The sequence below is a fragment of the Sphingobacterium sp. 18053 genome (assembly GCF_902706145.1).
In the GTDB taxonomy this organism is placed as follows: domain Bacteria; phylum Bacteroidota; class Bacteroidia; order Sphingobacteriales; family Sphingobacteriaceae; genus Sphingobacterium; species Sphingobacterium paramultivorum.
In genome coordinates this window covers 154,925-179,183 of the sequence record NZ_CACSJW010000010.1, presented here as the reverse complement: position 1 = coordinate 179,183, position 24,259 = coordinate 154,925, and the positions used below count along the sequence as shown (strand labels likewise).

Genomic DNA, 24,259 nt, shown 5'->3' with positions numbered 1-24,259 from the left:
ATGATTAAGAGATTACTAAAATTTAAGGAGTTGCTAGCTGTGTATGTTTTGTTTTTTTTACCGTTTTTCTTTTCTTGCCCCACCAGATATAGAATCCCGTTGCCGGTAAGGTCGCACAGATCAATGAGGCCACGAAATAGATGATTTTTGTTGTCATTCCTCCAATAAAACCAGTATGGAGTGCATAGTTGGATCGCATCAACCATTCTGTGGTATTTGCCTCATCAATGGGACCTTGTTTTCTGCCGGCTAGCTCAAGTGTATATCGGTCGAAATTGAGATCTCGCCAGGTGCCACCTTCCATGTCGGTACAAGCATACACTGTTTTGTCTTCCGGCTCAGGATAATGGACAATGACTGCCTCTTTGTTATATTTGGCATATTCACGACGTACTTTATGCCAAATCTGGTCTGCAACAACTAAAGCATCGTTTAAAGGTTGATCAATGTATTCTTCTTTATTTGATTTCTCTATCTTAGGTTTATTTGAATACCCCCCAGTCAACGAGACGACAGCGCTTCGGATCCATGGAAAGCTCATGATGAGTCCAGTAAAACACATAACCAGCGCTATTGTTAGCGAATAGAAGCCGAGCACATTGTGAAGGTCATAATTCACTCTTTTAAATTTCGCCTTCCATTTGATTGAAAAGCTTTGTTCTCTAGATCTCTTGTTCCATTTTTTTGGCCACCAGAGTACAAGCCCAGTGATCAACAATATAAAGAAGATGAATGTGCTCCAGCCGACTACTTGTCGTCCTATTTTTACAGGCATCCAAAGGTGACGATGCCCTTCATCCATGAAATGAAAGAAATCTTCATGATCTACAATGGCGAGGACTTCTGCGGTGTAGGGATTTACGTAAACTAGACTATCGGAATGGTCCAAACTCACTTTGACGGATTTGTCTAATCCGTTATACCAGGAACTTGCGATTTCTTTATCAGGAAGAATATGGTTTACTGCTTTGTAAATAACGGAAGGAGGAAGTTGTTCTTCGGCACTTCTGGGTTCGACGTGAATATAGTTGGTAGTCAATTCTTTGATGTCATGTTCAAAGACGAGTACACAACCTGTAATTGCTAAGATAATAACGGGAATACCGGCGGCAAGTCCCAACCAAAGATGCAGCCAGGCGTTGATTTTACTGAACATAATTTAATAATGATAACGGATAGTATTTAATCGAAGGGGCGACAATAGGTCGCCCCGGTTTAATAAGAGATTAATCTAAATTATATAGCATTGGTGTATCTGCGTCACCCCCAAGTATTTTGGCGCCTTTTGTTAATTTGTCCGTAGTTGGGTTATACTCCCAAATATAGATGGCGTCAGCTTTGGGATCATTTACCGCTATGTATGCGTTCCCATTGATGACAACTGCCGAGCGGGAATTACTGACCAATGGAAAGTCTAATTTTTTAACTACTTTTTGTGAGTTTACGTCAACGATTAGGTATTCCCACATAGCAGCATACCACCAATCGTTCCATTCTTTAACATTATTTTTTGTGTCATGTGCGCTGATAAGTAAAGCCTTACCATTACCTAGGTAAGAAACCCCCAGTTGGTTATCTCCGCCTTGGTACTGACTGATATTGAAGAAGTAATTTGGATCAAGTTTGTCATCTCCATCTTTAATTCGATAGAATCCAGTAGGTAGGTTTTTGCCCCCACCCAATGCGGGCATTGTATACGTTTGCAAATAAGTGTAACCATTTTCCTTGAATTTATGAAAATAACCGTTTCTAACTGGACCTACGGGTGCTGAACGGTTGTCTTCACCTGTTTTCTTAAAGTTTTTAAACGATGGATAGTCAACCGAACCTGTATACGTAATGTCGTAGCTTACCTTTGTTATATTGTTATATAAACAATAACCTAAGACGACTTTATTACCTTGAGGAAGAAAAGCATAAATCCGCATATTATGGTCTTTCGGGATGTCGGTGTCTGAGGTTATTGTACCACTTGCCTCTACAAGCATCGTATTTGTGTTGATTACAGCGTATTCGTTGCTATTGCGTGGGCCGACGGCCAAGCGATCGTCATCCAGCCAACTATGCCAGCCTATATATAAAGTGGTTAACTTGGTGAACGGAATGACTTTAATAGCCTTTAATACACCATTTTCAAAGCTATATTTTCCGAACTGAGCGGCATTTGGATCAATCGAGTAGAAATACTTGCCTTTTTGAATTACATTTTCTTCCCATGGGAACATACTTGTTACATCAGTACCGGCGCCTACTGGAGAGATCGTACCTGACATGAGATCTTTTACAGGAAGCATAAACGAACCATTGTCTGTACTGAACTTTATCGCAAAATTTCCACCAACTTCTTCCGTTGGATTTGTGGGCGTACCGTTGTCAGGTGTGGATTTGCTACAGCCTATTAACGAAATGCCTGCCAAAGCAATTAAACTAACGTTTTTTGTAATTGATTTTAACATGATATTATAGTTTTAAATAATTTTTAATGTGAGGAGCGGATGAGGTACCGTAATTTTAGATATACAGAACGACCGGGGCGCTGTTGCTTGAAAATATCGTAAGCAATTTGATCAGTCAAATTTTTTCCCTCGACGGTGATGTTATAAGTATTGTTATTGAAAGAATAGGTAGCGGCAATATTGTGTAACCATTGGGCTGGAATATAATCTTTTGTTGATTTTTCTGCTAATTTGGACCAGCTTAACGAATAGTTATTTACAAACTGCAAGTAATAATTTAGCTGTATACGATTGTCTTTGGAGCTAAAAAGGTTATTCCGGCCATAACTGATGTCTAGGTTTCCAAATAGCCACGGCTCATTGGGTGTACGATTTTTGTAGGTTATCTTTTCTCTATTATTTTTATCATACTTTTCGCGATCGACTGCATTATAATAACTCATGTTTAATACGGCCATAAAATTGGATTTGTACCCATATTTAACTTCGAAATCAAGGCCATTGACCTTCACTCCGCCTTCATTGTCCGCTAATTGTTTTTGCCCCTGCGGGGTGTCGTAAGATTTCTGAATGATATAGTCCTTAACATTCCTATAATAGGTTGAAGCGTCCACATTTAGATAGTGGTTTCCAAAGGTTGTTCCATAGTAGAAATTCAGGTTATAGTTGTCGCTATTTGCAGGCTTTAATTTTTCATTAGCCATAACGTTTAAACCATCTCCAAAGAGCTCGGTAAAAGTTGGTAGTTGATAGGCATGTTCATACGATAGTTTTATGCCGTAACTCGCATCTAATTTAATGTTCGTCACAGCGCCATAACCAAAGTAGTTTTTGGAGGTTTTACCAGCAGTGTTGGTTTTGCCAGATAAGCCATACTCTTTGATGAAAAATGAATTATTTAGTCGCTCTTTCCAAAGAATCTGTTGATAATTGAGCCCAATAGTCGTTCTATAGATCTGATTTGTTATATTATAAAAATCATTGTAGGGATCTATCTCATTGTAATTTTCGCGTTTATTGGTGTTTAAATTATAGTTGAAATTGAATAGGTGCGATGCTGATAGCTTGTAATTTAAATTTACCTGCGAAAAGCTGTTGTTAATCTTTTGATGGGTGATGGATTTGTAGCTATTCAGTTCGCCTGCATTGGGACTATATTCTGTAGCTATACCGTTCCAAAAGTAATATGTCCTCGAGCTCGTGTCGGTGATAATATTTTCGCCTCGTGAATAATTTGCGTATACAGTTGCTGATAAATTTTCAAAAAGAAACTTGTCTTTTCTATAGCGCAAGCTTGGAGTAAACGTATGACTTTTACTGAATACATGCCCTAGCACACGTTCTTGTGTCGCTGCGGTTTGTTGCTGGTCATACACGTCATTATAAGTCAAGCCTAAGACAGCGATATCGGCCCATCTTTTATTACTTATGCCCACTTCAACCTGTGTCATAAATGAACGATAGTCATCATGAAAACGCCTTGCGGATTGCAGGGTGTCAAATAATTCGTTTTTCGGAGGTATAGGTGCCTTTAGGTATACACCAGCTTTGGGATTGGTTCTCATGAGATAGTTATTATTTGAGAAATTGTAATAACTATTCAAATTGATCATCAAGCCATTTTTGGGATGTTTATAACCAGCACTCACCGCAGCGCGGTGTGTATTAAATGAGCCAATACTATAACTGAGATCTAAAGATTTTTTATAATCACGATTGGTGACGATGTTGATCGCTCCACCCAAAGCATCTGAGCCCAGGTGTGCCGGTACGACACCTTTATACACCTCAATGCGTTCTGCGATGTTCACCGGCATATTATTGAGACTCATGCCACTGCCGAAAGATTCAATTGGTACCCCGTCGATAAAAAATTTAATGTTATTGCCAGATAAGCCATTTAGCGAAAAGGAATATCGGGAACCTAGGCCGCCTTGTTCTCGAATCTTTACGCCTGTACTTCGATTGAGTATTTGATTTATATCGGAATTGGTATTGGCATATTGTTTGGTTTCTATTACATTAACGTTGAAACCAGATTCTTTGATCCTTTTGCTGACAGTTTTTCCTTCAACTTGTACTTCATCCAATGAATTGCTTTCCGTACTTAATGTGATCTCTTTTAGAATTTCCGTTGACTTATTGACTTCGAGTTTCAGCGTTAAAGTTTTATAGCCGAGTGCTGAAATAATAAATTCATGATTCCCAAAGGGTACATGTTTTAGTATAAAGGTACCGGTTCTATTTGCTTTTGCACCGTTGTTAGTACCTTTATGGAGGATTGTAGCGCCTTCAATCGGTTCCTTTGTGCTATTTTTGATGCTACCTTCGATCTGGGCCAGTTGCTGAGAAAACGAGGGAAAAGATAGGGTTAAAAATAACATTAACCATATCACTTTAAATTTGAACATTGTTTTATTTAGATTAATTACACATAAAGAAGTTGCGTAACTCTAAATTTACCGAAGGTCCTAAGGTGAAAAAAAAGAATAATTTTTGTAATAGTCTGTTTTACAGATAGAATTAATTTAGTCGATCGATTCTTACAATGAAATCGGTCTCTCGATCTAATTGAAGCCCTGGGGTAATTTGACCTGATTTGATATCATAAACCCAAACCTGATGTTTGTCTGAGCTGTCATCAATGGTGATATATGCTTTACCATTTTCAACAAGTACAGATTCTTTACGGGTGCCTTTGTCAAATGGTAGGTTGAGTTTGCGTGTGGTTTTGGCACTGAGGTCAACAAGGAAATATTCAAATTGATAAGTAGAGTGGTGGTCGCTGAAATCGGTATAGCGATCTTTACGTTCGCTCCGTACAATTGCTTGATGATTTCCCAGGTACCACATACCATAAGCGTGGTTATGGGTCTGTGCTGTTAAATCAAAGAAATAATTCGGGTCAATTTGAGTTGATTTCTGACCAATTTTAAAGATAGCAGTTGGCTTTGAGGGAATATTTCCTAAGGCTATGCCTGGGCATGCCATAAAATAATAGTTTCCCTCTTCATCATTGAAACTATAAGATTGTACCGTATTGATCCCTCCGGGATAAGTGGATCGGGTATCTTTTTGAATTTCTTTTAATTGTAATGTCGTTTTATCGAATGTTGCTACATAGAGGGTGTCTATTGTGGTGAAGTCTGTTTCATTGATTATTTTATTGAAGGTATATCCAACGAGTAGCTGTTGCTGGTGTATGGTACTAAAGCCAACAGAAATAATATTGAAATCGGAAGCTGAGGAAGGTATGATTATTTCTTGTTGCTGAGCGACGTTAAAGTCATTGACAGCAACCTTAGTGTACCATAGGCGGCGATTGGTTTTGTTGTCTGATGTGAAAAGGAGTAAGGTGTCGTTGTTGAGCCAATTGATATTTTCAATATGTTGGTCAGGCATAGACAGCTGAGCAATTTCTTTTAGGCCTGTTTTTTCTAGTGTATATTTTCTAAATTTCCCTTCTCTGAGGAAATAAAATCTGCCATTTTTAACAATGATGCTGCGATCGAACTCTTGTGTTGGGATATCAACTCCACTTTGTCGAATCGTTAATTTTCCGCTATCAATGCTGTTGGTCGTGATGATGGTGTTTCCTAAATCCTTATCCATGGTATAGAAGCTATATTTGCCAGCTAAGTTTTTCTCAGCATGTTCTGATCGGCAACTTATCGTAAAGCTAAGAAGCAAGAGCGGTAAGAATAAGATAAGACGGCTTGTTAGCATGGTTCTATAGGATGGGGGATAGGGATCGATTAAATGATGTTAAATTGTAATTTAAGTTCGTGCTGTAATGTTGGTGCAAGAAAAGTTAGTTCGGATTTGGCAATGATAACCTGATTTCCATTTTTTTGCGGTTGCAGTACAAAATAGGTCTCGCCGATTTTTAGTTCTTTCTTTTTATCTCCCGAAAGGCTGAATGCAAAGTTCTTTTTGGGTATAAAGAGCATATTGCCTGTCGTTTTAATTTCCCCAGTATCGGTATTGATCTGAGCAGTCGCATTTTTGCCTAAAACTATTTTATAGTTATCCTGATTGATATATTTTAGGTTAGCATTCGTTCTGTTGTCGAATGTCGCATCAGTTTTTTCACTCATGTTAAACAGATGGAAGCCAATACTCAGTACGGCTAATAACGAAGCTGCAATGCCAAGGTATCTAAAATTGTATTTTTTTTGTTTAATTTTTATTGGTGCCTTGGATTGTTCAATATGCGCATTGATGTCGGCCCAGATATCGCTTTCTAATTTGTTTTTTTGAGCTGTAGAAATAGGCAATGGCTTAGTTTCGAAGGTGTCATCCAGCAACCATTGTTCGACCAACAGTCTTTCTGTTGGCGAGCATTGGCCTAAATGATATTTCTCTATTAACTTCTTGTCTATGTTCATCAGTATATTCAACTTGCTAACAAAAATACGAGATTTCTCTTTTTATGGATCAACTTACAATATATATTCTGTTAATTCTGTTTTTAATGTTTTAAGTGCCCGCGAAATATGGTATTCTACAGCTCTTTCAGAGATCACCAGTTCCTGGGCAATTTGCTTGTTGGTAAGTCCCTGTTCCCTGCTCATCCGAAATACTTTTCGACATTGGTTAGGCAGTGTGTTGACCAGGTGGGAAATTTTGTTTGCGAGTTCCTCAGCAATCAACGTATTGTCCGTATAGTGGGATTCGCTGGTGTTTGAAATATTGCTTAGGTGTTGTTGACGGGAGACCTTGTTGCGAATGTATTCAAAAGCTTTGAGTTTTACCGAGCGGATCAGATAACGTTCCACTTCTTTCAGTCGAAGCTCATTTCGTCTTTCCCAAAGTGATTTGAAAACATCTTGAACGATTTCTTTTGCATGCTCTTCATCTTGGATATTACTAAGACAGAAAGCAAACATACCTTCCCAATGACGAAGATATATTTGCTCAAAACTCTCTCGATCTATAATAAAAAAATCCGTTTCCAAAATACACTGACCTTAGCTTATACCTTGGCAAATATAATCTTATTTAGATTGATTTTAAATAACTTTCTATATTTCTTTTACAAAGTCTTTGATAGCTTGTCCAGGATCGGCTGTCTTCATGAAATTTTCACCAATTAAAAATCCCTGGAATCCGGCTTTTTTTAAGGCTTTAATTGTCGAAGGATCAGCTATACCGCTCTCAGATACTTTAATATATTCTGTTGGTATTTTGTTCAGGAGATCATAAGAATGCTGAATGTCGACTGAAAAATCTTTAAGGTTTCTATTATTGACACCAATTGCGTCAATGTCATCGAAAAGATTATCCAACAGTTCCTGTTCATTGTGTACCTCAAGTAAAACATTTAAACCCAATTGGTGTGCATAGGCTGCAAATTCCTGTATTTCCTCCTTTTTCAGACATGCTGCAATTAAAAGGATGATATCTGCTCCATAAGCTTTTGCTTCGGTGATCTGATATTTATCCACGATGAATTCTTTTCTTAAGATAGGAATGCTAATAGCCTTACGTGCTTTCGATAGATCTTCTAAATTGCCTTTGAAAAATTCGCCATCAGTGAGAACCGAGACTGCCGAAGCACCTGCCTCCTCGTATGCCTTTACAACATCTTCCACTGCTGAAGTACTATTGATGTCTCCTTTTGATGGCGATGCTCTTTTGTATTCAGCTATAATTCCTGTTTTTTCAGGATCAAGAATAGATTCTCTCAACGATAGACAAGCCACACTGAAATAGGGATAGTTTAATAGCTCTTCCAAAGGAACTAAAGCTTTTGCTTTTTCTACTTCTATTTTTTTTCGTTCAATGATTTTATCAAGTATAGTCATTTTTTTAGATGTTAGATTCCCAACCAGTTTTCAATTAATTTTTTACCATTTGTGGTCAATACCGACTCTGGGTGGAACTGCATTCCCCTTACATCGTATTCGGTATGGGTTAAGGCCATAATGATGCCATTCTCGTCGATCGCCGTTACCTTGAGGCTAGCTGGTAGGCTGTCTTTGTTTACGGCCCAAGAATGGTAGCGTCCAATTTTGGAATCTTTTGGGAAGTCCCGAAACAATTTCTCTGACTCATCAACAACAGTAATATTTGTTGCTACGCCATGCAAAGGTTTTTCCATATTGAATAGTGTACCACCAAAGACTTCTGCAATAGCCTGTTGGCCTAAGCAAATACCCAATATACTTTTATGTGGGGCGTAGGTACGGATAACATCAAGTAATAATCCAGCTTCTTCTGGAATACCTGGGCCCGGCGAAAGAAGTATTTTATCGAAAGCATCAATATCTTCCAGTTTAAATTTATCATTTCTCCATACAACATATTCTTGATCTAATTCCTGTAACAAATGGACCAAGTTGTAGGTGAACGAATCGTAGTTGTCTATAACGACTATTTTATTGTTGCTCATAACCTTTTGCTATAAATCTTGATTAATATAATTTTCAATTTCCTGGAATATGGACTGAATAAATACGATTGGCAAATGAAATCTTTTTGCCAGTAGGACATAATTACTGTCCAGGTTCCGTATAATATTCTGCTCTCCGTTTTGCTCATCGTTTAAAGACTTGCCTTTGCCAATATAGGTTTTTCGTAATGCCAATAGCTCAACGATGCGGTTGTCAATGGTGTCTACCGAATCATGGATATGTTGCTTGTTGACACAGTATTCCAATGGTCTGATCATAATGTTTCTGCTAATTGTAATGCTTTTCGTAGCGCAGCAATTTTGTTATTTACTTCTTGTAGCTCCATTTCAGGGTCTGAATCTAGTACGATACCGCCACCGGCCTGATAATGTAAGGTGTTTTGCTTACTTAGGAAGGAACGAATCATAATGGCATGATTAAAATCTCCGTTAAAACCCATAAATCCAATTGCACCCGAATAAAATGAGCGTTGTAATCCTTCATAACGATCAATCAATGTCAACGCCATATGTTTTGGAGCACCTGAAAGCGTACCCGCTGGATATGTATCACCTACGATGTCAAATGGGTTGATATTATCTTTTAATGTGCCCGTTACTTTGGAGACCAAGTGGATAATATGCGAGTAATATTGTGGTTCCATGTAGGACTCAACTTTAACTTGGGTGCAATGTCTACTTAAGTCATTGCGGGCAAGATCGACGAGCATAACATGTTCTGAAGTTTCTTTAGGGTCTTCTTTGAGCTTGGTGGCTATTTTTTGATCTTCCTCCATGTTGCCTGTCCGTTTGAATGTTCCTGCAATAGGGAAAATTGTCGCTTGTTTCCCGTGGATACGCAATTGAGCCTCAGGCGATGATCCGAAAAGTTTAAAGTCACCATAATCAAAATAGAAAAGATAGGGCGAAGGGTTGATGGAGCGGAGCGCACGATAGACATTAAATTCATCCCCGGAGAACGGTGTCTTAAAGCCTCTGGATGGAACGATCTGGAATACATCACCACGTTGTATATGCTCTTTCATCTTTTTGACCAACTGACGGTGTTCTTCATCGGTACGATTGGAGCTTTCCTCACCGGCTAGTTTGAAGGTATATTCGGGAAAGTTTTTGTTCTGAATAAGGAACTGCATTCTTTCAAGTTCTGATTCTTCGTCATCCAGCAGATGTTCAAAAATATAGAGTTGATTACGGAAGTGGTCGATGGCAATGACATATTTGTAAACATGATATTGCATAAACGGTATTTTCCGTGCTGGATCTACCATTGTTGTTAGTTTGATGTCTTCAAAGTGTTCAATACAATCGAAGGTGAAGTAACCAAATAGGCCATTGGAGATCAAGTTAAGTTCAGCAATTGTATGATCTTCGAAGGAATTTCTAAAATCGGAAACTTCTTGACGTAATTCGATTTCGTGCGCATTTTTTACGATACGTTCTCTACCCGGATAAGTGAGCGTCAGCTCTTTCTCATCGAGCTGGATCCCAGCGATTGGTTGACAACAGATGTAACTTATGTTGTTGTCGCGACTATGGTAGTCGGAACTTTCCAGTAACAATGAGTTTGGAAAGATATCTCTTAGGCGAAGATAGATGCTCACTGGTGTAGTTGTATCCGCAAGCAACTTTCTGGTTTGTGTTTTGAATGTATACTTCATTTTTTGTGTCTTATCTTCTTGTTGTAAATTTTGCATAAAAAAACCCCGATACTGGTCAGCATCGGGGTTGGAATTTCCATAAATGGTTTTGGTTGATTATGAAATATTATGACAATACCAATTAGTTCCCGATGCTTATTGCTTCAGGCCACCACCAATTTGTATTTGTATATCTTCGTGTCATTATTACACAAATTTATAAAAAAAAATAAATAAGCAAACTTTTTGTGATAAAAAAACAAAAATTCACCTTATTTCTTAATCATTTAATAAATCAGGACGTCTTTCTTGCGTTCTTTTTAACTGTTGTTCATCTTTCCATGCAGCGATTTTTGCCTCATGACCACTGAGGAGAATATCAGGTACTTTGTGGCCTTTCCAGTCTGCAGGGCGTGTATAGATAGGCGCGTCAAGTAATCCATCCTGAAAAGAATCTGAAAGCGCGGATGTTTCATCCGACAAAACTCCGGGAATCAGACGGATAACAGCATCTGTAACAATCGCAGCCGGAAGCTCTCCTCCGGACAATACATAATCACCGACCGAAATCTCCTTTGTTACGTAAATATCACGGATACGTTGATCTATTCCCTTGTAATGCCCACAGAGAATCATCATATTTCCTTTTGTAGATAATCCGTTCGCAATATCCTGATTGAATGTTTCCCCGTCGGGAGTCATGTAAATGATCTCATCGTATTCCCGTTCAGCTTGCAATTGCTCAATACACTTGGCAAAGGGTTCGATTTGAAGGACCATGCCCGATCCGCCTCCATAGGGATAATCATCGACACTTTTGTGTTTATTTGTTGAATAGTCTCTTAAATTGTGGACATAAATTTCAGCCAAGCCTTTATTCTTTGCTCGTTGTAAAATAGAGTGTGCAAATGGACTTTCCAAGAGGTCAGGTAAGACCGTAATAATATCAAAACGCATGTGGCAAAGATACACAAAAATGCACCATTTATAAGATTGATTCGCTTATCTTTGTGCCAAAATTAAGTGTATATACAGTGATTGACGTAAATAATATTTCTGTTTCCTTTGGGGGAACGACTCTTTTTTCAGATGTATCATTTTCCATTAATGAGAATGATAAGATCGCATTGATGGGTAAAAACGGTGCCGGCAAATCTACCTTACTAAAAATTATCGCTGGAGTGGGTAAACCTACTACAGGTAATGTTGCTGGTCCAAAAGATGCGATTATCGCCTATTTACCGCAGCATTTGCTAACGGAGGATAACGTGACCGTTTTTGAAGAAACATCAAAGGCTTTCGAAGAAGTCTATGGGATGCGTGATGAACTGGAGAACCTGAATGAGCAATTAAATATCCGCACAGACTATGAGTCTGACGATTATATGCAATTGATCGAACGTGTATCCGAATTAAGTGAAAAGTTCTATTCGATTGAGGAAGTTAACTATGATGCAGAGGTTGAAAAGGTATTGAAGGGGCTGGGTTTTGAGCGTTCGGATTTTACAAGACAGACTTCTGAGTTTTCCGGTGGCTGGCGGATGCGTATCGAATTAGCTAAAATATTATTGAAAAAGCCTGATTTGATTTTATTGGATGAGCCAACCAACCACATGGATATCGAGAGTATTCAATGGCTGGAAGATTTCTTGGTCAATTCGGCTAAAGCAGTTATTGTTATTTCGCACGATAGGACATTTGTGGACAATATCACCAATCGGACCATCGAAGTGACGATGGGACGCATTTATGACTATCGTGCCAAGTACAGTCATTACTTGGAGTTACGTCAGGAGCGTCGCCAGCATCAGCTAAAAGCGTACGAAGAGCAACAACGCTTTATTGCGGACAATCAGGAGTTTATCGATCGTTTCAGAGGTACCTATTCTAAAACATTGCAGGTGCAATCGCGTGTAAAGATGTTGGAGAAATTGGAAATCATTGAGATCGACGAGGTAGATACTTCCGCACTGCGTCTTAAATTTCCACCATCCCCGCGCTCGGGTCAATATCCTGTTATCGTTGAGGATCTAACGAAGGTTTATGATGAACACGTTGTTTTTCAAAAAGCAAATATGGTCATCGAACGTGGTGAAAAGGTCGCTTTTGTCGGGAAGAACGGTGAGGGTAAATCGACCATGATTAAAGCAATTATGGGTGAGATCGATTTTGAGGGTACCTTGAAAGTCGGCCACAATGCAAAAATTGGGTACTTTGCACAAAATCAGGCCGCATTGCTTGATGGAGAGATGACCGTTTTTGATACCATTGATCAAATCGCTGTAGGTGAAGTGCGTGTTAAAATGAAAGATCTTTTAGGAGCCTTTATGTTTAGTGGCGATGATACAACTAAAAAGGTGAAAGTGCTGTCCGGAGGAGAAAGAACACGTCTGGCGATGATAAAATTGTTGTTGGAACCGGTAAATGTATTAATTCTCGATGAGCCGACAAACCATTTGGACATGAAGACAAAGGACATTATCAAAGATGCTTTGAAAGATTTCGATGGTACGCTGATCCTTGTTTCGCACGACCGTGACTTCTTGGATGGTTTGGCTGAGAAAGTCTTTGAATTCGGAAATAAACGCGTACGCGAACATTTTGAGGATATTAAAGGTTTCTTGGAATACAAGAAGATGAGTAGCTTGAAGGATATTGAACGTTAGCATCTAAATAGACGTAGTATAAACCCCGATAGGGGGCTCAGTTATAAAAAGCGGCTTTTTTATATAAAAGCCGCTTTTTTGCGTTTTTAATTAAGATTAATCGAATCTTCAAGCTTTTTTTCCTTAATCCCAAAGTGTGTGAAAGATACCTTCCCGATCAATACGTTCATAGGTATGTGCACCAAAATAGTCTCGTTGTGCTTGTATAATATTTGTAGGTAATTTTTCCGATCGATAGGCATCAAAATAAGAGAGTGCGTTTACGTATCCGGATACGGGTATCCCATTTGCGATAGCATCTTTCAATACCTCGCGAAGGCTGGCCTGTGTACTCAGCAACTTTTGTGCAATGGTGCTATCGAGTAGGATATTGCGCAAGTCCGGATTAGCCGCATAGGCTTTTCTAAAATCCTCGAGCAAAGCCGCGCGAATAATGCAGCCGCCTCGCCAGACTTTGGTTACCACCTGTAAATCTAACTCATAGCTATAGCTTTCCGATGCAACAGTAAGCTGTGCCAAACCTTGCGCATAGGTCGTGATGATCACAAAGTACAATGCATTTTTTAAGCGAGAAATGAGTGTTGCTGCGGGGAGATCAACCGCTTGTCCATCCCATTGAAGTAATTTTGCTGCCTCCAAACGTTCGGGTTTGTATTTGGACATATCGCGCATATTGACCGCTGCATCAATCACCGGGACTGGCACCTGTAGATCCATCGCATTTTGCGAAGTCCATTTACCCGTTCCTTTTGATCTTGCCCAATCTGAAATCAGGTCCACCAAATACTGGTCACCTTCTTTTTTCTTCAGAATCTGAGCGGTAATCTCAAGCAAGAACGAGTTTAGTTCGCCCTTGTTCCATTCTTCGAAGGTCTGCTGTATAGTTTGGGTGTCAAAACCATATAATCTTTTCATCAGGTCATAGGTCTCTGCAATTAACTGCATGATACCATATTCGATACCGTTATGCACCATCTTTACATAATTTCCGGCCGACCCGTTGCCTAAAAATTCCACACAGGGCTCGCCGATTACCTTGGCCGAAACCGCCTCAAATATTGGTCTTAGTCTTTCGTATGCCTTTCTGTCGCCACCGGGCATCAAGCTTGGCCCGCGACGAGCGCCACTTTCTCCTCCCGATATGCCCATTCCGAAGAAATGTATACCCAAAACGGAAAGCTCATTAAACCTTCTGTCTGTATCCGCGAAGTACGTGTTTCCGCCGTCGATGATTATATCTCCTTTATTCAAAAGCGGAACAAGACTGGCAATTGCCATATCTACCGGCTTTCCGGCCGGCACCAATAGCATAATTGCTCTGGGTTGTTGCAAAGCCCCGATAAACTCTTCTACTTGGGTCGTCACTTTGATGCGATGTCCTTCGCTTGCTTCAGCTTCCAATGACTCCGCTTTCTGTGGATCCAGGTCTAGTCCTGCTACTGCGAAACCGTTGTCGGCGATGTTCAGCAATAAATTACGTCCCATTACGCCGAGTCCAACTATTCCAAAATTGTAGTTATTCTTTTTATCTATACTCATCGTTTAATACCGTTTTTCTAAGTTGAAATTTACCATTTTTGTTGATACTATGAAAGACAATTATCAGCAGATCGGTATGCGGCGCTTTTCTCGCTCCAATTAGTTTGCTGGTATTGAGCCTTTTGTTGTAAACCAACAGATAATCCGTATATTGAGCTCTCCTAAACATCAATTTTATTTATGATCATTGGATTAGACATTGGGACATCATCTGCGAAAGCTGTTGCATTTGACTACGAAGGTAACATCTTATCCCAGCATAGTGTACCTTATCCTATATTAAACCCGTCGGAAGGCTGGTACGAGCAAGATCCGGAGATTGTTTATGCTGCATGTATTGAGGCTGTTCGGTATGTAATGATTAGCTTAAGGCAATCTCGTGCTGAGCTACCGAAACCCGTATGTATTTCGGTGAGCAGTGCTATGCACGGACTGATCGCTGTTGACTCGGCGGGGCAGCCACTTAGCAATTGCATTATATGGGCAGATCGCAGAAGCGAGAATATTGCGGTTGCCTTGGAGGCAAGTGAGGTGGGCAGGCTGCTTTATCAGCAGACGGGTACACCAATACATCCCATGTCTTTGCTTTGCAAATTAATGTGGATAAAGTCCAACGATCAAAAATTATTTGCTCAGTCGCACAAGTTTATCGGTATCAAAGAATTTCTTTTTTACCGGCTCTTTGGAGTTTACATAGTCGATCATTCCATCGCATCTGCAACAGGGCTTTTCGACATACATCACCTAACATGGTCTGATCAGGCGTTAAGCTTGGCGGGTATATCGGAAGAGCAACTAGCATCTCCAGTTCCGGTCGATTATATTTTAAATATGCCTAGCCGAGAAATTGCGGCCTTGATGCACATCCCTGAAGATACCCCTTTTGTTATAGGTGGTAGCGATGGTTGTTTGGCTAATCTCGGGGTAGGGGCTATAAGTCCTGGAGTGGCTTCGGTAACAGTCGGTACCAGTGGGGCTATTCGCGTAGCAAGTTCGCAGGCAAATCAAGAAAAAAAACAAAGACTATTTACATATCTACTTAGACCAAATGAATATATAATTGGTGGTGCGGTTAACAATGGCGGTGTATTACGCAACTGGTTTCGAGACAACTTTTTGTGCGAATTTACCCAAATGGAAGCAGATGGAGATCCTTCTGCGTCGTTAAATGCTTTGGTCGACTCCGTCGTTCCCGGGGCGGAGGGCTTGATATTCTTGCCCTATCTAACTGGTGAACGGGCACCACATTGGAATTCCAATGCAAAAGGTGTTTATTTTGGAATACAGTTGCATCATGGCAGGGCGCACTTTGCACGTGCCATGATGGAAGGGATGTTGTTTGCAATTTACAGTGTAGGAATCGCATTAGAGGAGAACACCGGTCCCATTCATACGATCTTTGCAAGCGGCGGCTTAGCGCGTTCATCGTTGTTGGTGCAGATGCTTGCAGACATTTTCAATAAACCTGTATTTACCAAAAATACAGTAGAAAGCTCTGCATGGGGAGCAGCATTGATAGGCTTGGAAGCATTAGGTATACAGGGAGGTGAGCCTACTATAAAAAACAAACAAACGGAAGGAAAGCAAGATACCGAGCACTGTTATAAACCGAGTGCGGAGAATCACGCTGTATATATTAAAAACTTCCAGAAATTTGAACACCTGTACCATATATTGGAAGGTGATTTTTAACTAGATATAAATTATTATGCCTCTAATCATCGTTATTTTGGGAGTAGCTTTACTACTTCTTTTAGTCACTGTCGTCAGGTTAAACACGATCTTTTCATTACTGATAACCTCCGTTGCGGTTGGTTTTGCGATGAATATGAGTGCCGTCGATATCCTTAAATCTGTTGAAACTGGAGTGAGTACCACTATGGGCCAGTTGGCACTATTGTTGGCTTTCGGGGCTCTACTGGGGAAATTGATGGCGGAGGGTGGTGCTGCAGAAAAGATTACAAAGGTACTAACGGCTGTATTTGGCAAAAAGAACTTACCTTGGGCAATGGTTCTCACGGGCTTTTTAGTAGGAATTCCCTTATTTTACAATGTCGGTTTTATTGTCTTAGTACCATTCGTTTTCATGGTATGTGCTTCCAATAAAATGCCCTTGCTTTACGTCGCCATTCCGTTGCTGGCAGCGCTGTCCGTGACACACGGTTATTTGCCTCCACATCCGGGAGCTACGGCCATAGCGCTTACCTACAAAGCGGATATAGGTTTAACAATGGCGTATGGCATTATTGTGGCAATTCCTGCCATAATTATCGGTGGACCGCTCTTTGGCAGGATGCTTAAGCGTATTCCGACCAACCCGCCCACTGAGTTTTTTCCTGAACACAATCAAGCAGATCGAAAAGAGCTTCCCGGATTTGCAATTAGTATATTTACGGGGCTTTTTCCAATAATTTTAATTGCTTTTGGTTCATTTTCCCATCTAATATTTTCAGAAAGCTCCTCTTGGCTGAAGGCACTACGTTTCTTGGGTGACCCGGTGGTGGCTTTAATGATTGCATCGCTAATGGCGATGTACACAATGGGTATCCGCCAAGGCAAAAGTTTGCGGGAGCAGTCAGCAAGTGTGGAAGAAGCAATCCGCGGGATAATGATGATCCTTTTTATCATTGCAGCATCAGGCGCTTTCAAGCAAATTTTGGTAGATAGTGGTGTAGCGAATTACATCGCTGACCTAACCGCAGACCTGAGCTTGTCGCCTCTTGTGCTTGCATGGTTAATAGCCGGTATCATTCGCCTAGTTATCGGTTCGGCTAGTGTTGCTGGGCTCACGGCAGCGGGCATTATGCTTCCCATTGTGCGGGCAGGAGAGGTTACTCCTGAATTAATGGTGCTAGCGACGGGAGCGGGTAGTCTCATGTTCTCACACGTCAACGATCCGGGGTTTTGGATGTTTAAATCTTATTTTGGAGTGAGCATGAAGGATACGTTTCGCTCATGGACGGTGATGGAAACGCTCGTTTCTGTTATTGGATTGATCGGTGTCTTGATTTTACACTGGCTTGGTCATTGACAGCGAATGGGAAAGTTTCATATTGCTAGGATACATTAATAGGACAGAGCGTCTTAAACGAATATTGAATTATATAGGCCCATAATCGGTTGATTATGGGCTTTTTTTTGATGAAAACCTTTGTTTGATTTTTTTTTCTTAATATCGTGACAATGAGCCAAATTTTGTTGTTCTAAAACTATGCAGAGATTACATCGTTTTTATATTTTTTTATTGATTTGGGTAGGAAGCTGCCTCCCCGGGCTGTCAGCTTTCGGGCAATTTATCGCCTATACCGTCGACAATTTGCCAAGCCCGAAATTACAGGGACAGGATTATTTTGTCTCCAATCCGGATGGAATCCTATCCTCGAGTACAGTGGCCGAATTAGATGGCTTATCGACGCAGATTGAGGCTGCTACAAAAGGTGAATTTGCCATCGTTGTTGTGAATGATTATGTTGGCGACAGTGATTTCGAATTTGCCTTAAAATTATTCAATACCTGGGGTATCGGTAAGAAGGAAAGTAACAATGGGCTTTTGTTGTTTATTGCTAAAGACCGACATGAATACCGTTTTATTACAGGGTATGGTATGGAAAGTATTTTGCCCGATGCCTATTTAAAACGTATTGGCGAAAAATATCTCGTACCCAATTTTAGGAATGAAGATTACGACCGCGGTGTTAAGGAGGCCGCAGAATTTATTAAGACAATACTTACCTCACCGGATAGTAAGGCCGAGCTGGAACGCTTGATGCCAGAGGCAACGCCGGTCTGGAGCTTTAAAAGTCCTATTCTGCGAAATTCACTGTTGGTTTTAGGTTTATTTGCGATCTGTTATATCTGGTTGGGCGAGGTGACGCGAGCGATCAAAGGAAAGTTGACCAAAAAAAGTAAATATTTTCCGCCTTTAGTCAGTGGATGCGGCTGTATGGGGATATTAATGTTTATCTCGGTGTTTATCTGTGCATTTGCCCTCAATAATTTTGAGAAGGTCTATCAGTGGAAAAATCTACCTTATTTTATAGTTGTTTTTGGTAGTATTACCCTGGCCATGAAATACAATGCAAGCCGCACGCAAATTGTTAATTCCTATCAGGATGAGGAAAATATTCAAAAGGCCCTACGTAAATTTCGCGTCTGGGGTTTGGTTCCGCTATTACTGAGTCCATTGGCACTATTTGATCTCATTGGATTAAATAAACGCATTCGGAAGAATCAACTTCGATTGGTTCCTCCAGATCAATCTGGTCGCTGGTTGCGCATGAATAAGGATGATGTATCTACCCGTGAAAGTGCGTACCTGGATAAGGGGCAGCTTTTGGAGGAAAAAATTGGTAGCCGTTCGTACGAAATCTGGATAGATCAGGAGACCAATGAAACAAAGCTGGTTCCCTGGGACGAGAATGTTGGGTTCAGTGAATGTCCTGCATGTCATTATCGAACTTTTGAGACTGGACGTACCAAGACGATACGTGCAGCAACTTATAGTTCGCAGGGATTGGAGGAACGCTTTGACTTATGTAAGAATTGTGGACATCGGGTATCTCATGGTGAACACTCGACTCCAGTTAAAGTGCGTTCAACATCGAGTAGCTCTGGTGGAGGATCTAGTAGTAGTGGTGGCGGTGGAAGCTTTGGTGGCGGATCTTCTGGCGGGGGTGGTGCCGGTGGACGATGGTAATCCATAATTTAGGGCAAAAAAAAGGTTTCCAAACGGGGAGAATGAAAACCTTAAATAACCAATTATAAACCTAAATTATGATGACACAAATATAGTGTATATATTACACTATGCAAATTTTTTTTTAAAAAAAATGAAAAAATAAATTACAGCTAGCGCGAGATGATTTCTGTTTATAAATTAAAACCAAAATTTCAGCAGTTGCTGATGCCGATCTTGAACTTTTTGCATCGAAAAAAGGTAACGGCAAACCAGATTACGATCGGATCTATTGTATTGTCTTTGATCATTGCTTTACTGTTTTGGTATGCTGATCGCTTCCCGATTTTCTTTTTGGCCCTGCCAATCGGATTGTTATTACGAATGGCTTTGAATGCCTTAGATGGCATGATGGCACGACTTTTTAATCAGACTAGCAAGACGGGCGAAGTCTTGAACGAAGTCGGAGATATTGTTTCGGATGTCGTGCTATTTTTTCCTTTGTTGAAGTTTCATCCGGAAAGCATATATCTGATCGTCGCTTTTATCGTATTAAGTGTTGTGAATGAGTTTTGTGGATTGATCGGGAAGGTGATTGCCAATGATCGTCGTTACGATGGACCGATGGGTAAAAGTGATCGTGCTTTGCTGTTGGGGGTATATGGAATTTTAGCATTATTGCATATTTCAATGGTTACTGTTTCAGGTTATATTTTTGGTGTTTTGTGCTTACTCTTACTTTTGAGTTCGGTAACTCGATTGAGAAAGGCTTTGGCACATGGCTGATGCCAACGGCAAATTCGCAGATGTTCCTGTTCGTGTTAGAAGCTGGGGATATATTGTCTTGGTACTGGCGGTTGCCTTCGTTCCTGCAACACTATCACCCTTGTTTGTCGCCTGGATAACCTTTCAGGGGATGCGCGAGTTTGCTCGTATGTTTATCCCTGAATGTAAGACGCATCCATTGGTGTTTCTTTGCATGGCATTGTTGCAAGCGTTGCTCCTATACTTTTGTTCCTATCGAGCATATCTATTGTTGGCTAGCTTCTTGTGTTTGGGGACTGCCTTGTTTTTCAAGTATGGTTTAAAGGTTAAGAAGAGAGCTGTATTCGGGCTGTTTTTGGGCGCGGTAGCTTGTTTGCTTGCATTTAGTCATTTAGCTTTTATCCGATCCATTAAAATGGATGGCAACGCGTTCCTAGGACTAAAATTAATCGGATATATTGTTGTGCTAACGGAACTGAATGATGTCTTTCAATACCTGATGGGTAAGTTTTTTGGCAAACGTAAAATCGTTCCGCGTATTAGTCCAAATAAGACAATTGCGGGATGTGTGGGCGGTATCAGCTTAACAATTATACTGAGTAATTTATTGGGCTATTTCTTACTGCCATTTCAGAATTTTCTATACTTTTCGTTGTTCGGTTTGTTTTTCGGTATTTTGGGATTCTGGGGAGATGTCCTTTTTTCCTATCTGAAAAGAAAGACAGGAGTGAAAGATACTGGGACATTAATTCCTGGGCATGGTGGATTATTGGATCGTATCGATAGTCTGATCTTCAATGCGCCACTGTTTTATGTTTTGATTATCCTGTTGTTGGGGAATTAATAGAATTTGATGAATGTGGTAGTGAGAAGGCTAACTAAAATTTCAATCTGATGGCTTATCAACGTGCAGTTTTATTTTCGGGGGGCGGAACTCGGTTCAGTCTATATCTTGGTATGTATGCTGCGTTAGATGAGCTGGGCTTAAAACCAGATCTCCTTATCGCAAGCTGTGGTGGTTCAATGGCAGTGGCTGTTATACAGGCCTTTGATACACATGAAGCTCGCAAGTCCTATCTGCAATCAGACGAGTTTTATCAGTTTTTCCTGCATCATCGGCTTACAGAACAGCGTCGTTTGGGGAGGCTGGGCGTGTATGTTTTGAAAAAACAGTTTAACAGAAAACGGGCGCCCTTTATTGAGGATGTTTTTAATCGCTATCTTGTCCATATGGAACAGGATCTTTCCTCACTATTGCCTACATTGGATAGACCATTCTCAGCAGAAACTCCAGCACTTGTGGTTGGCGCTAGAGTGCTGTTCAGTCCGTCTGAAGTTGGGCAGCGGCGTGGGGATCGGAAACTCTATCAAAAGATGTTGATGGGAACTCAGGATGTATTGGCAAACGTGCCGGTTGAGACAATAGGAATTTTGGATGATAATTACAAGCATAGTGCAGTGGCTAAAGCTGTTCATTTGAGCGCTGAGTTTTCTATGCTACAGGCGGCCCGTATTTCGATGTCCGATATGTTTTATATTGAACCTGTATGCTCCAATAAAACCTATTATACGGGTGGAGCAATTGATCTTGTTCCAATGGAGCTAGCAAAGGCGCTTGCTCAAAACATCATATGTGAGCGAAAACAACCTTATAAACCACAAGAAGAAGCGTTGGTTCGGGCGGTATTGGGCTTTAGCGGAAATAAACGATTAACAGATTTGGAACAGCAGTTTCCGTATGCACATTGGATTGATACACAGGATGCCGCGGAACAATTAGCTGGGAAATACTGTAAAAAAGGAATTGATTGGTCTAAATTTGAAGTTACGCTGTCTTTCCCGATTGATCAACAAGAATTTGCTGAAGCGATGGAAGCGCAATGGAACTATGGCTATGAGGTGACATTAAATTCATTGAAATGAAAGTATTTATTGCCGGTGGTACAAGTGGAATAGGCCTTGCTTTGGCCAAGCGTTATCTTGAGCAAGGAGCGGAGGTAGCGGTATGTGGGCGTGATTTGACGAAAATGTCGGCATATTCCTGGGGACATAGCATCAGAAGTTTTGAAGTCGATGTATATCAATTGAGCAGCCTGCAAAATGCGGTCAGTTCATTTTGTGCACATATGCCTTTAGATCTCTTTATCAATTGTACAGGGAGTTACGCGGATGACGTTGCTCAACAAATAAGCTATCAGGAGGCGGTGGCTATGCTCCAGGTCAATATGATGGGCACTTTAAATTGTTTTGAAGCGGCAAGAACTGCTATGCAAAGTCAGTCGGAAGGACAAATTGCAATCGTTGCATCAGTTTCGGGAACGCTTCATTTTCCCAATTCAAGCCTATATAGTAAGACAAAGCGTGCTGCAATCCAAGTGGCTGACGCGTATCGTAGGGCACTCCATCCGTATGGAATTGCGGTTACTGTTATTGCTCCGGGCTATGTTGATACGGATAAACTGAGAGCGCTCAATAAGCAAGATTTGTCTAAAAAGCCATTCTTAATCCCTGTAGACGATGCAGCAGAGCGTATAATGACAGCTATCGAACAGAAGAAGAAGCAAGTCGTTTTTCCGAAGCGTATGAAGTGGTTGATGGCATCTCTGGGACTACTTCCAAATATTGTGTTGAATAAAATTATGTCAAGGAAGGCCAAATGGATGAAAAACGACTGAAAAATAGGGGGCTGCAATTTGCTGTTTTCCTTTATTGTGCGCTATTTTTCCAGTTGACTTATTCTGCTGCTGCGGTCCATGCTGCAAATCAGGCTACTGTATCTTCGTTTGTGTTTCCTTTTGAACACTTTATGCCGTTCGTTTCTTGGATGATTATCCCCTACATGAGTAGCGGTTTGTTCTTCGCTTTGGTTCCTTTCTGTTGTCGAAGTCGAGAAGAGCTTTGGGTCTATACGAAGCGTTTCAGTTTCATTACAATCGTCTCTATTTGTTGTTTTTTTATTTTTCCCTTGCGATTTTCTTTTGATAGGCCTAGCGTTGAGCATCCTGTTTTTAAATTCTTCTTCACCTTTTTGAATAAGCATGACTCTCCATTTAATCAAGCACCTTCGCTGCATGTGGCGTATGCATGTCTGTTTTGGTCTGTGCTCGGTAGGCCGCTAAAAGGCTGGACACGCTGGGTAGTGGGGATTTGGCTGCTATTCATGGGGATTGCTACACTCACCGTTTATCAGCACCATCTGGTGGATGTGTTGACAGCGTTGATTCTGGCTCATGTTGGATTTGTCCTATTCCCATCTCCATCGGAATTGCTTCATGACAGCGCTTTATCGAGGCTAAAGGCGGGGGATTTGCCCTTTTTGGCCGGTACCGAAAAGATGAAATTAGACGAAAAGGGGAAATTAGACTTGGAGGCCGAGGTTTGTCGTAGAAACCATGGAATTGGCAACGTTTACTACGCTATCGGCTGGTGTTTACTGTTACTGGCATTATGGGGTGGGACTCATGCATTTGGATTATATCTTTTGTGTTGGCCATCCTTAGTCTGTATTGCGGTAGGAAGAAATTATGTTATCAATAATCCAAAGTTTCTGAAAAATGAAAAAGGTTGGATACCCTGCTTTAAGAAATTGTTTTATAGCCCATACCAATGGATTTATTGGTTGTTGTGGCGATTCGTAAGACGTCGTAATAATCCGCCATTGCTTGAGATTTTACCACGTTGTTATGTAGGCCCGAGGACGACAACCGGAGAGCTCCGTGTGCTTGGTCTGAATAAGCATCTGGTTGTTTTTGACCTGGCTGCAGAATTGGAAGAAATAGCGATCCTACATGTACAGGAAAACTATCATTCATTTCCATTGTTGGATATAGCGGCAATTACGCTGGCTGATGCCGAAAGGATATTGGCTGCGCTTGTCATCAGTTATCAGCAATTGAAGCGAGGTGAAAATATGATTATACATTGTACAATGGGCTACAACAGGAGTATGATTTTTGCTGTTCTATTGTCACAAAAAATATTATCTTTAGATTTAATGGATGCTATAGATTTGGTTAAATCTCATAATAAGCATCTTGTATTGCATAGACATACACTTAAGTTGATGGAGGTGCTGGTCGAGAGAAATAGCTAGACAGTCATTTGCA

The 24,259-nt window shown here is 40.6% G+C and carries 21 protein-coding genes; 9 read left to right on the top strand and 12 right to left on the bottom strand.

Features of this window, described 5'->3' with window-relative positions; translation table 11 throughout:
• Positions 1–22 precede the first annotated feature (22 nt).
• The 11 genes from GVK91_RS22780 to trmD form a co-directional block, all read right to left on the bottom strand.
• On the bottom strand, positions 23–1,156 hold the full coding sequence (locus tag GVK91_RS22780; RefSeq protein ID WP_088160039.1) for a PepSY domain-containing protein: 1,134 nt from the start codon (positions 1,154–1,156) through the stop codon (positions 23–25).
• A gap of 70 nt (positions 1,157–1,226) precedes the next feature.
• Positions 1,227–2,456 (bottom strand): DUF4374 domain-containing protein, encoded by a 1,230-nt coding sequence (locus GVK91_RS22775; protein WP_088160040.1) that lies wholly within the window; start codon positions 2,454–2,456, stop codon positions 1,227–1,229.
• A 23-nt stretch (positions 2,457–2,479) separates the two neighbouring features.
• Positions 2,480–4,867 (bottom strand): TonB-dependent receptor, encoded by a 2,388-nt coding sequence (locus tag GVK91_RS22770; RefSeq protein WP_088160041.1) that lies wholly within the window; start codon positions 4,865–4,867, stop codon positions 2,480–2,482.
• Positions 4,868–4,979: 112 nt separating this feature from the next.
• Entirely contained in the window at positions 4,980–6,068 is a 1,089-nt protein-coding gene (locus GVK91_RS22765) for a DUF4374 domain-containing protein (RefSeq protein ID WP_157698355.1), read from the bottom strand.
• A 143-nt stretch (positions 6,069–6,211) separates the two neighbouring features.
• Entirely contained in the window at positions 6,212–6,844 is a 633-nt protein-coding gene (locus GVK91_RS22760; protein ID WP_088160043.1) for a hypothetical protein, read from the bottom strand.
• A 54-nt stretch (positions 6,845–6,898) separates the two neighbouring features.
• Positions 6,899–7,414, bottom strand: coding sequence for an RNA polymerase sigma-70 factor (locus GVK91_RS22755; protein ID WP_227550098.1), 516 nt, complete (start codon positions 7,412–7,414; stop codon positions 6,899–6,901).
• Between the two features lie 66 nt (positions 7,415–7,480).
• Positions 7,481–8,263, bottom strand: a complete 783-nt coding sequence (gene trpC / locus GVK91_RS22750) for an indole-3-glycerol phosphate synthase TrpC (protein WP_153844895.1) — start codon at positions 8,261–8,263, stop codon at positions 7,481–7,483.
• A gap of 11 nt (positions 8,264–8,274) precedes the next feature.
• Positions 8,275–8,850: an aminodeoxychorismate/anthranilate synthase component II gene (locus GVK91_RS22745; protein WP_153844896.1), complete on the bottom strand. Its 576-nt coding sequence runs from the start codon at positions 8,848–8,850 to the stop codon at positions 8,275–8,277.
• Positions 8,851–8,859: 9 nt separating this feature from the next.
• The gene (locus GVK91_RS22740) at positions 8,860–9,129 is read right to left on the bottom strand and encodes an isochorismate pyruvate-lyase (protein ID WP_159731425.1); all 270 of its coding nucleotides are present in this window, start codon (positions 9,127–9,129) and stop codon (positions 8,860–8,862) included.
• A complete protein-coding gene (locus GVK91_RS22735) occupies positions 9,126–10,529 on the bottom strand; it encodes an anthranilate synthase component I family protein (RefSeq protein WP_153844898.1) in 1,404 nt (467 codons plus the stop codon). The genes GVK91_RS22740 and GVK91_RS22735 overlap by 4 nt, the downstream gene beginning before the upstream one ends.
• A gap of 258 nt (positions 10,530–10,787) precedes the next feature.
• Positions 10,788–11,465, bottom strand: coding sequence for a tRNA (guanosine(37)-N1)-methyltransferase TrmD (gene trmD, locus GVK91_RS22730; protein WP_088160046.1), 678 nt, complete (start codon positions 11,463–11,465; stop codon positions 10,788–10,790).
• Between the two features lie 77 nt (positions 11,466–11,542).
• Here trmD and GVK91_RS22725 point away from each other — a divergent pair, with 77 nt between their 5' ends.
• Complete coding sequence (locus tag GVK91_RS22725; protein ID WP_153844899.1) at positions 11,543–13,174, top strand: ABC-F family ATP-binding cassette domain-containing protein; 1,632 nt, start codon at positions 11,543–11,545, stop codon at positions 13,172–13,174.
• A 123-nt stretch (positions 13,175–13,297) separates the two neighbouring features.
• On the opposite strand, the gene gndA is transcribed toward GVK91_RS22725, so the two are convergent.
• The gene (gndA, locus tag GVK91_RS22720) at positions 13,298–14,713 is read right to left on the bottom strand and encodes an NADP-dependent phosphogluconate dehydrogenase (protein ID WP_159731423.1); all 1,416 of its coding nucleotides are present in this window, start codon (positions 14,711–14,713) and stop codon (positions 13,298–13,300) included.
• A 180-nt stretch (positions 14,714–14,893) separates the two neighbouring features.
• On the opposite strand from gndA, the gene GVK91_RS22715 reads away from it, so the two are divergent.
• From GVK91_RS22715 to GVK91_RS22680, 8 genes are all read left to right on the top strand, one after another.
• Positions 14,894–16,405: a gluconokinase gene (locus GVK91_RS22715; protein WP_159731421.1), complete on the top strand. Its 1,512-nt coding sequence runs from the start codon at positions 14,894–14,896 to the stop codon at positions 16,403–16,405.
• 16 nt (positions 16,406–16,421) lie between these two features.
• Complete coding sequence (locus tag GVK91_RS22710; RefSeq protein WP_153844902.1) at positions 16,422–17,744, top strand: gluconate:H+ symporter; 1,323 nt, start codon at positions 16,422–16,424, stop codon at positions 17,742–17,744.
• 180 nt (positions 17,745–17,924) lie between these two features.
• Positions 17,925–19,409 (top strand): YgcG family protein, encoded by a 1,485-nt coding sequence (locus tag GVK91_RS27415; RefSeq protein ID WP_194932839.1) that lies wholly within the window; start codon positions 17,925–17,927, stop codon positions 19,407–19,409.
• A gap of 162 nt (positions 19,410–19,571) precedes the next feature.
• Complete coding sequence (locus GVK91_RS22700; protein ID WP_075990835.1) at positions 19,572–20,174, top strand: CDP-alcohol phosphatidyltransferase family protein; 603 nt, start codon at positions 19,572–19,574, stop codon at positions 20,172–20,174.
• A complete protein-coding gene (locus tag GVK91_RS22695) occupies positions 20,167–20,997 on the top strand; it encodes a phosphatidate cytidylyltransferase (protein ID WP_159731419.1) in 831 nt (276 codons plus the stop codon). The genes GVK91_RS22700 and GVK91_RS22695 overlap by 8 nt, the downstream gene beginning before the upstream one ends.
• Positions 20,998–21,047: 50 nt before the next feature.
• Complete coding sequence (locus tag GVK91_RS22690; protein ID WP_159731417.1) at positions 21,048–22,076, top strand: patatin-like phospholipase family protein; 1,029 nt, start codon at positions 21,048–21,050, stop codon at positions 22,074–22,076.
• Positions 22,073–22,828 carry an SDR family oxidoreductase gene (locus tag GVK91_RS22685; RefSeq protein ID WP_153844905.1) on the top strand — a complete coding sequence of 252 codons (756 nt, stop codon included), beginning with the start codon at positions 22,073–22,075 and terminating at the stop codon, positions 22,826–22,828. Before GVK91_RS22690 ends, GVK91_RS22685 begins: the two co-directional genes overlap by 4 nt.
• Positions 22,810–24,246 carry a phosphatase PAP2 family protein gene (locus tag GVK91_RS22680; protein ID WP_159731415.1) on the top strand — a complete coding sequence of 479 codons (1,437 nt, stop codon included), beginning with the start codon at positions 22,810–22,812 and terminating at the stop codon, positions 24,244–24,246. Before GVK91_RS22685 ends, GVK91_RS22680 begins: the two co-directional genes overlap by 19 nt.
• The last annotated feature ends 13 nt before the right edge of the window (positions 24,247–24,259 follow it).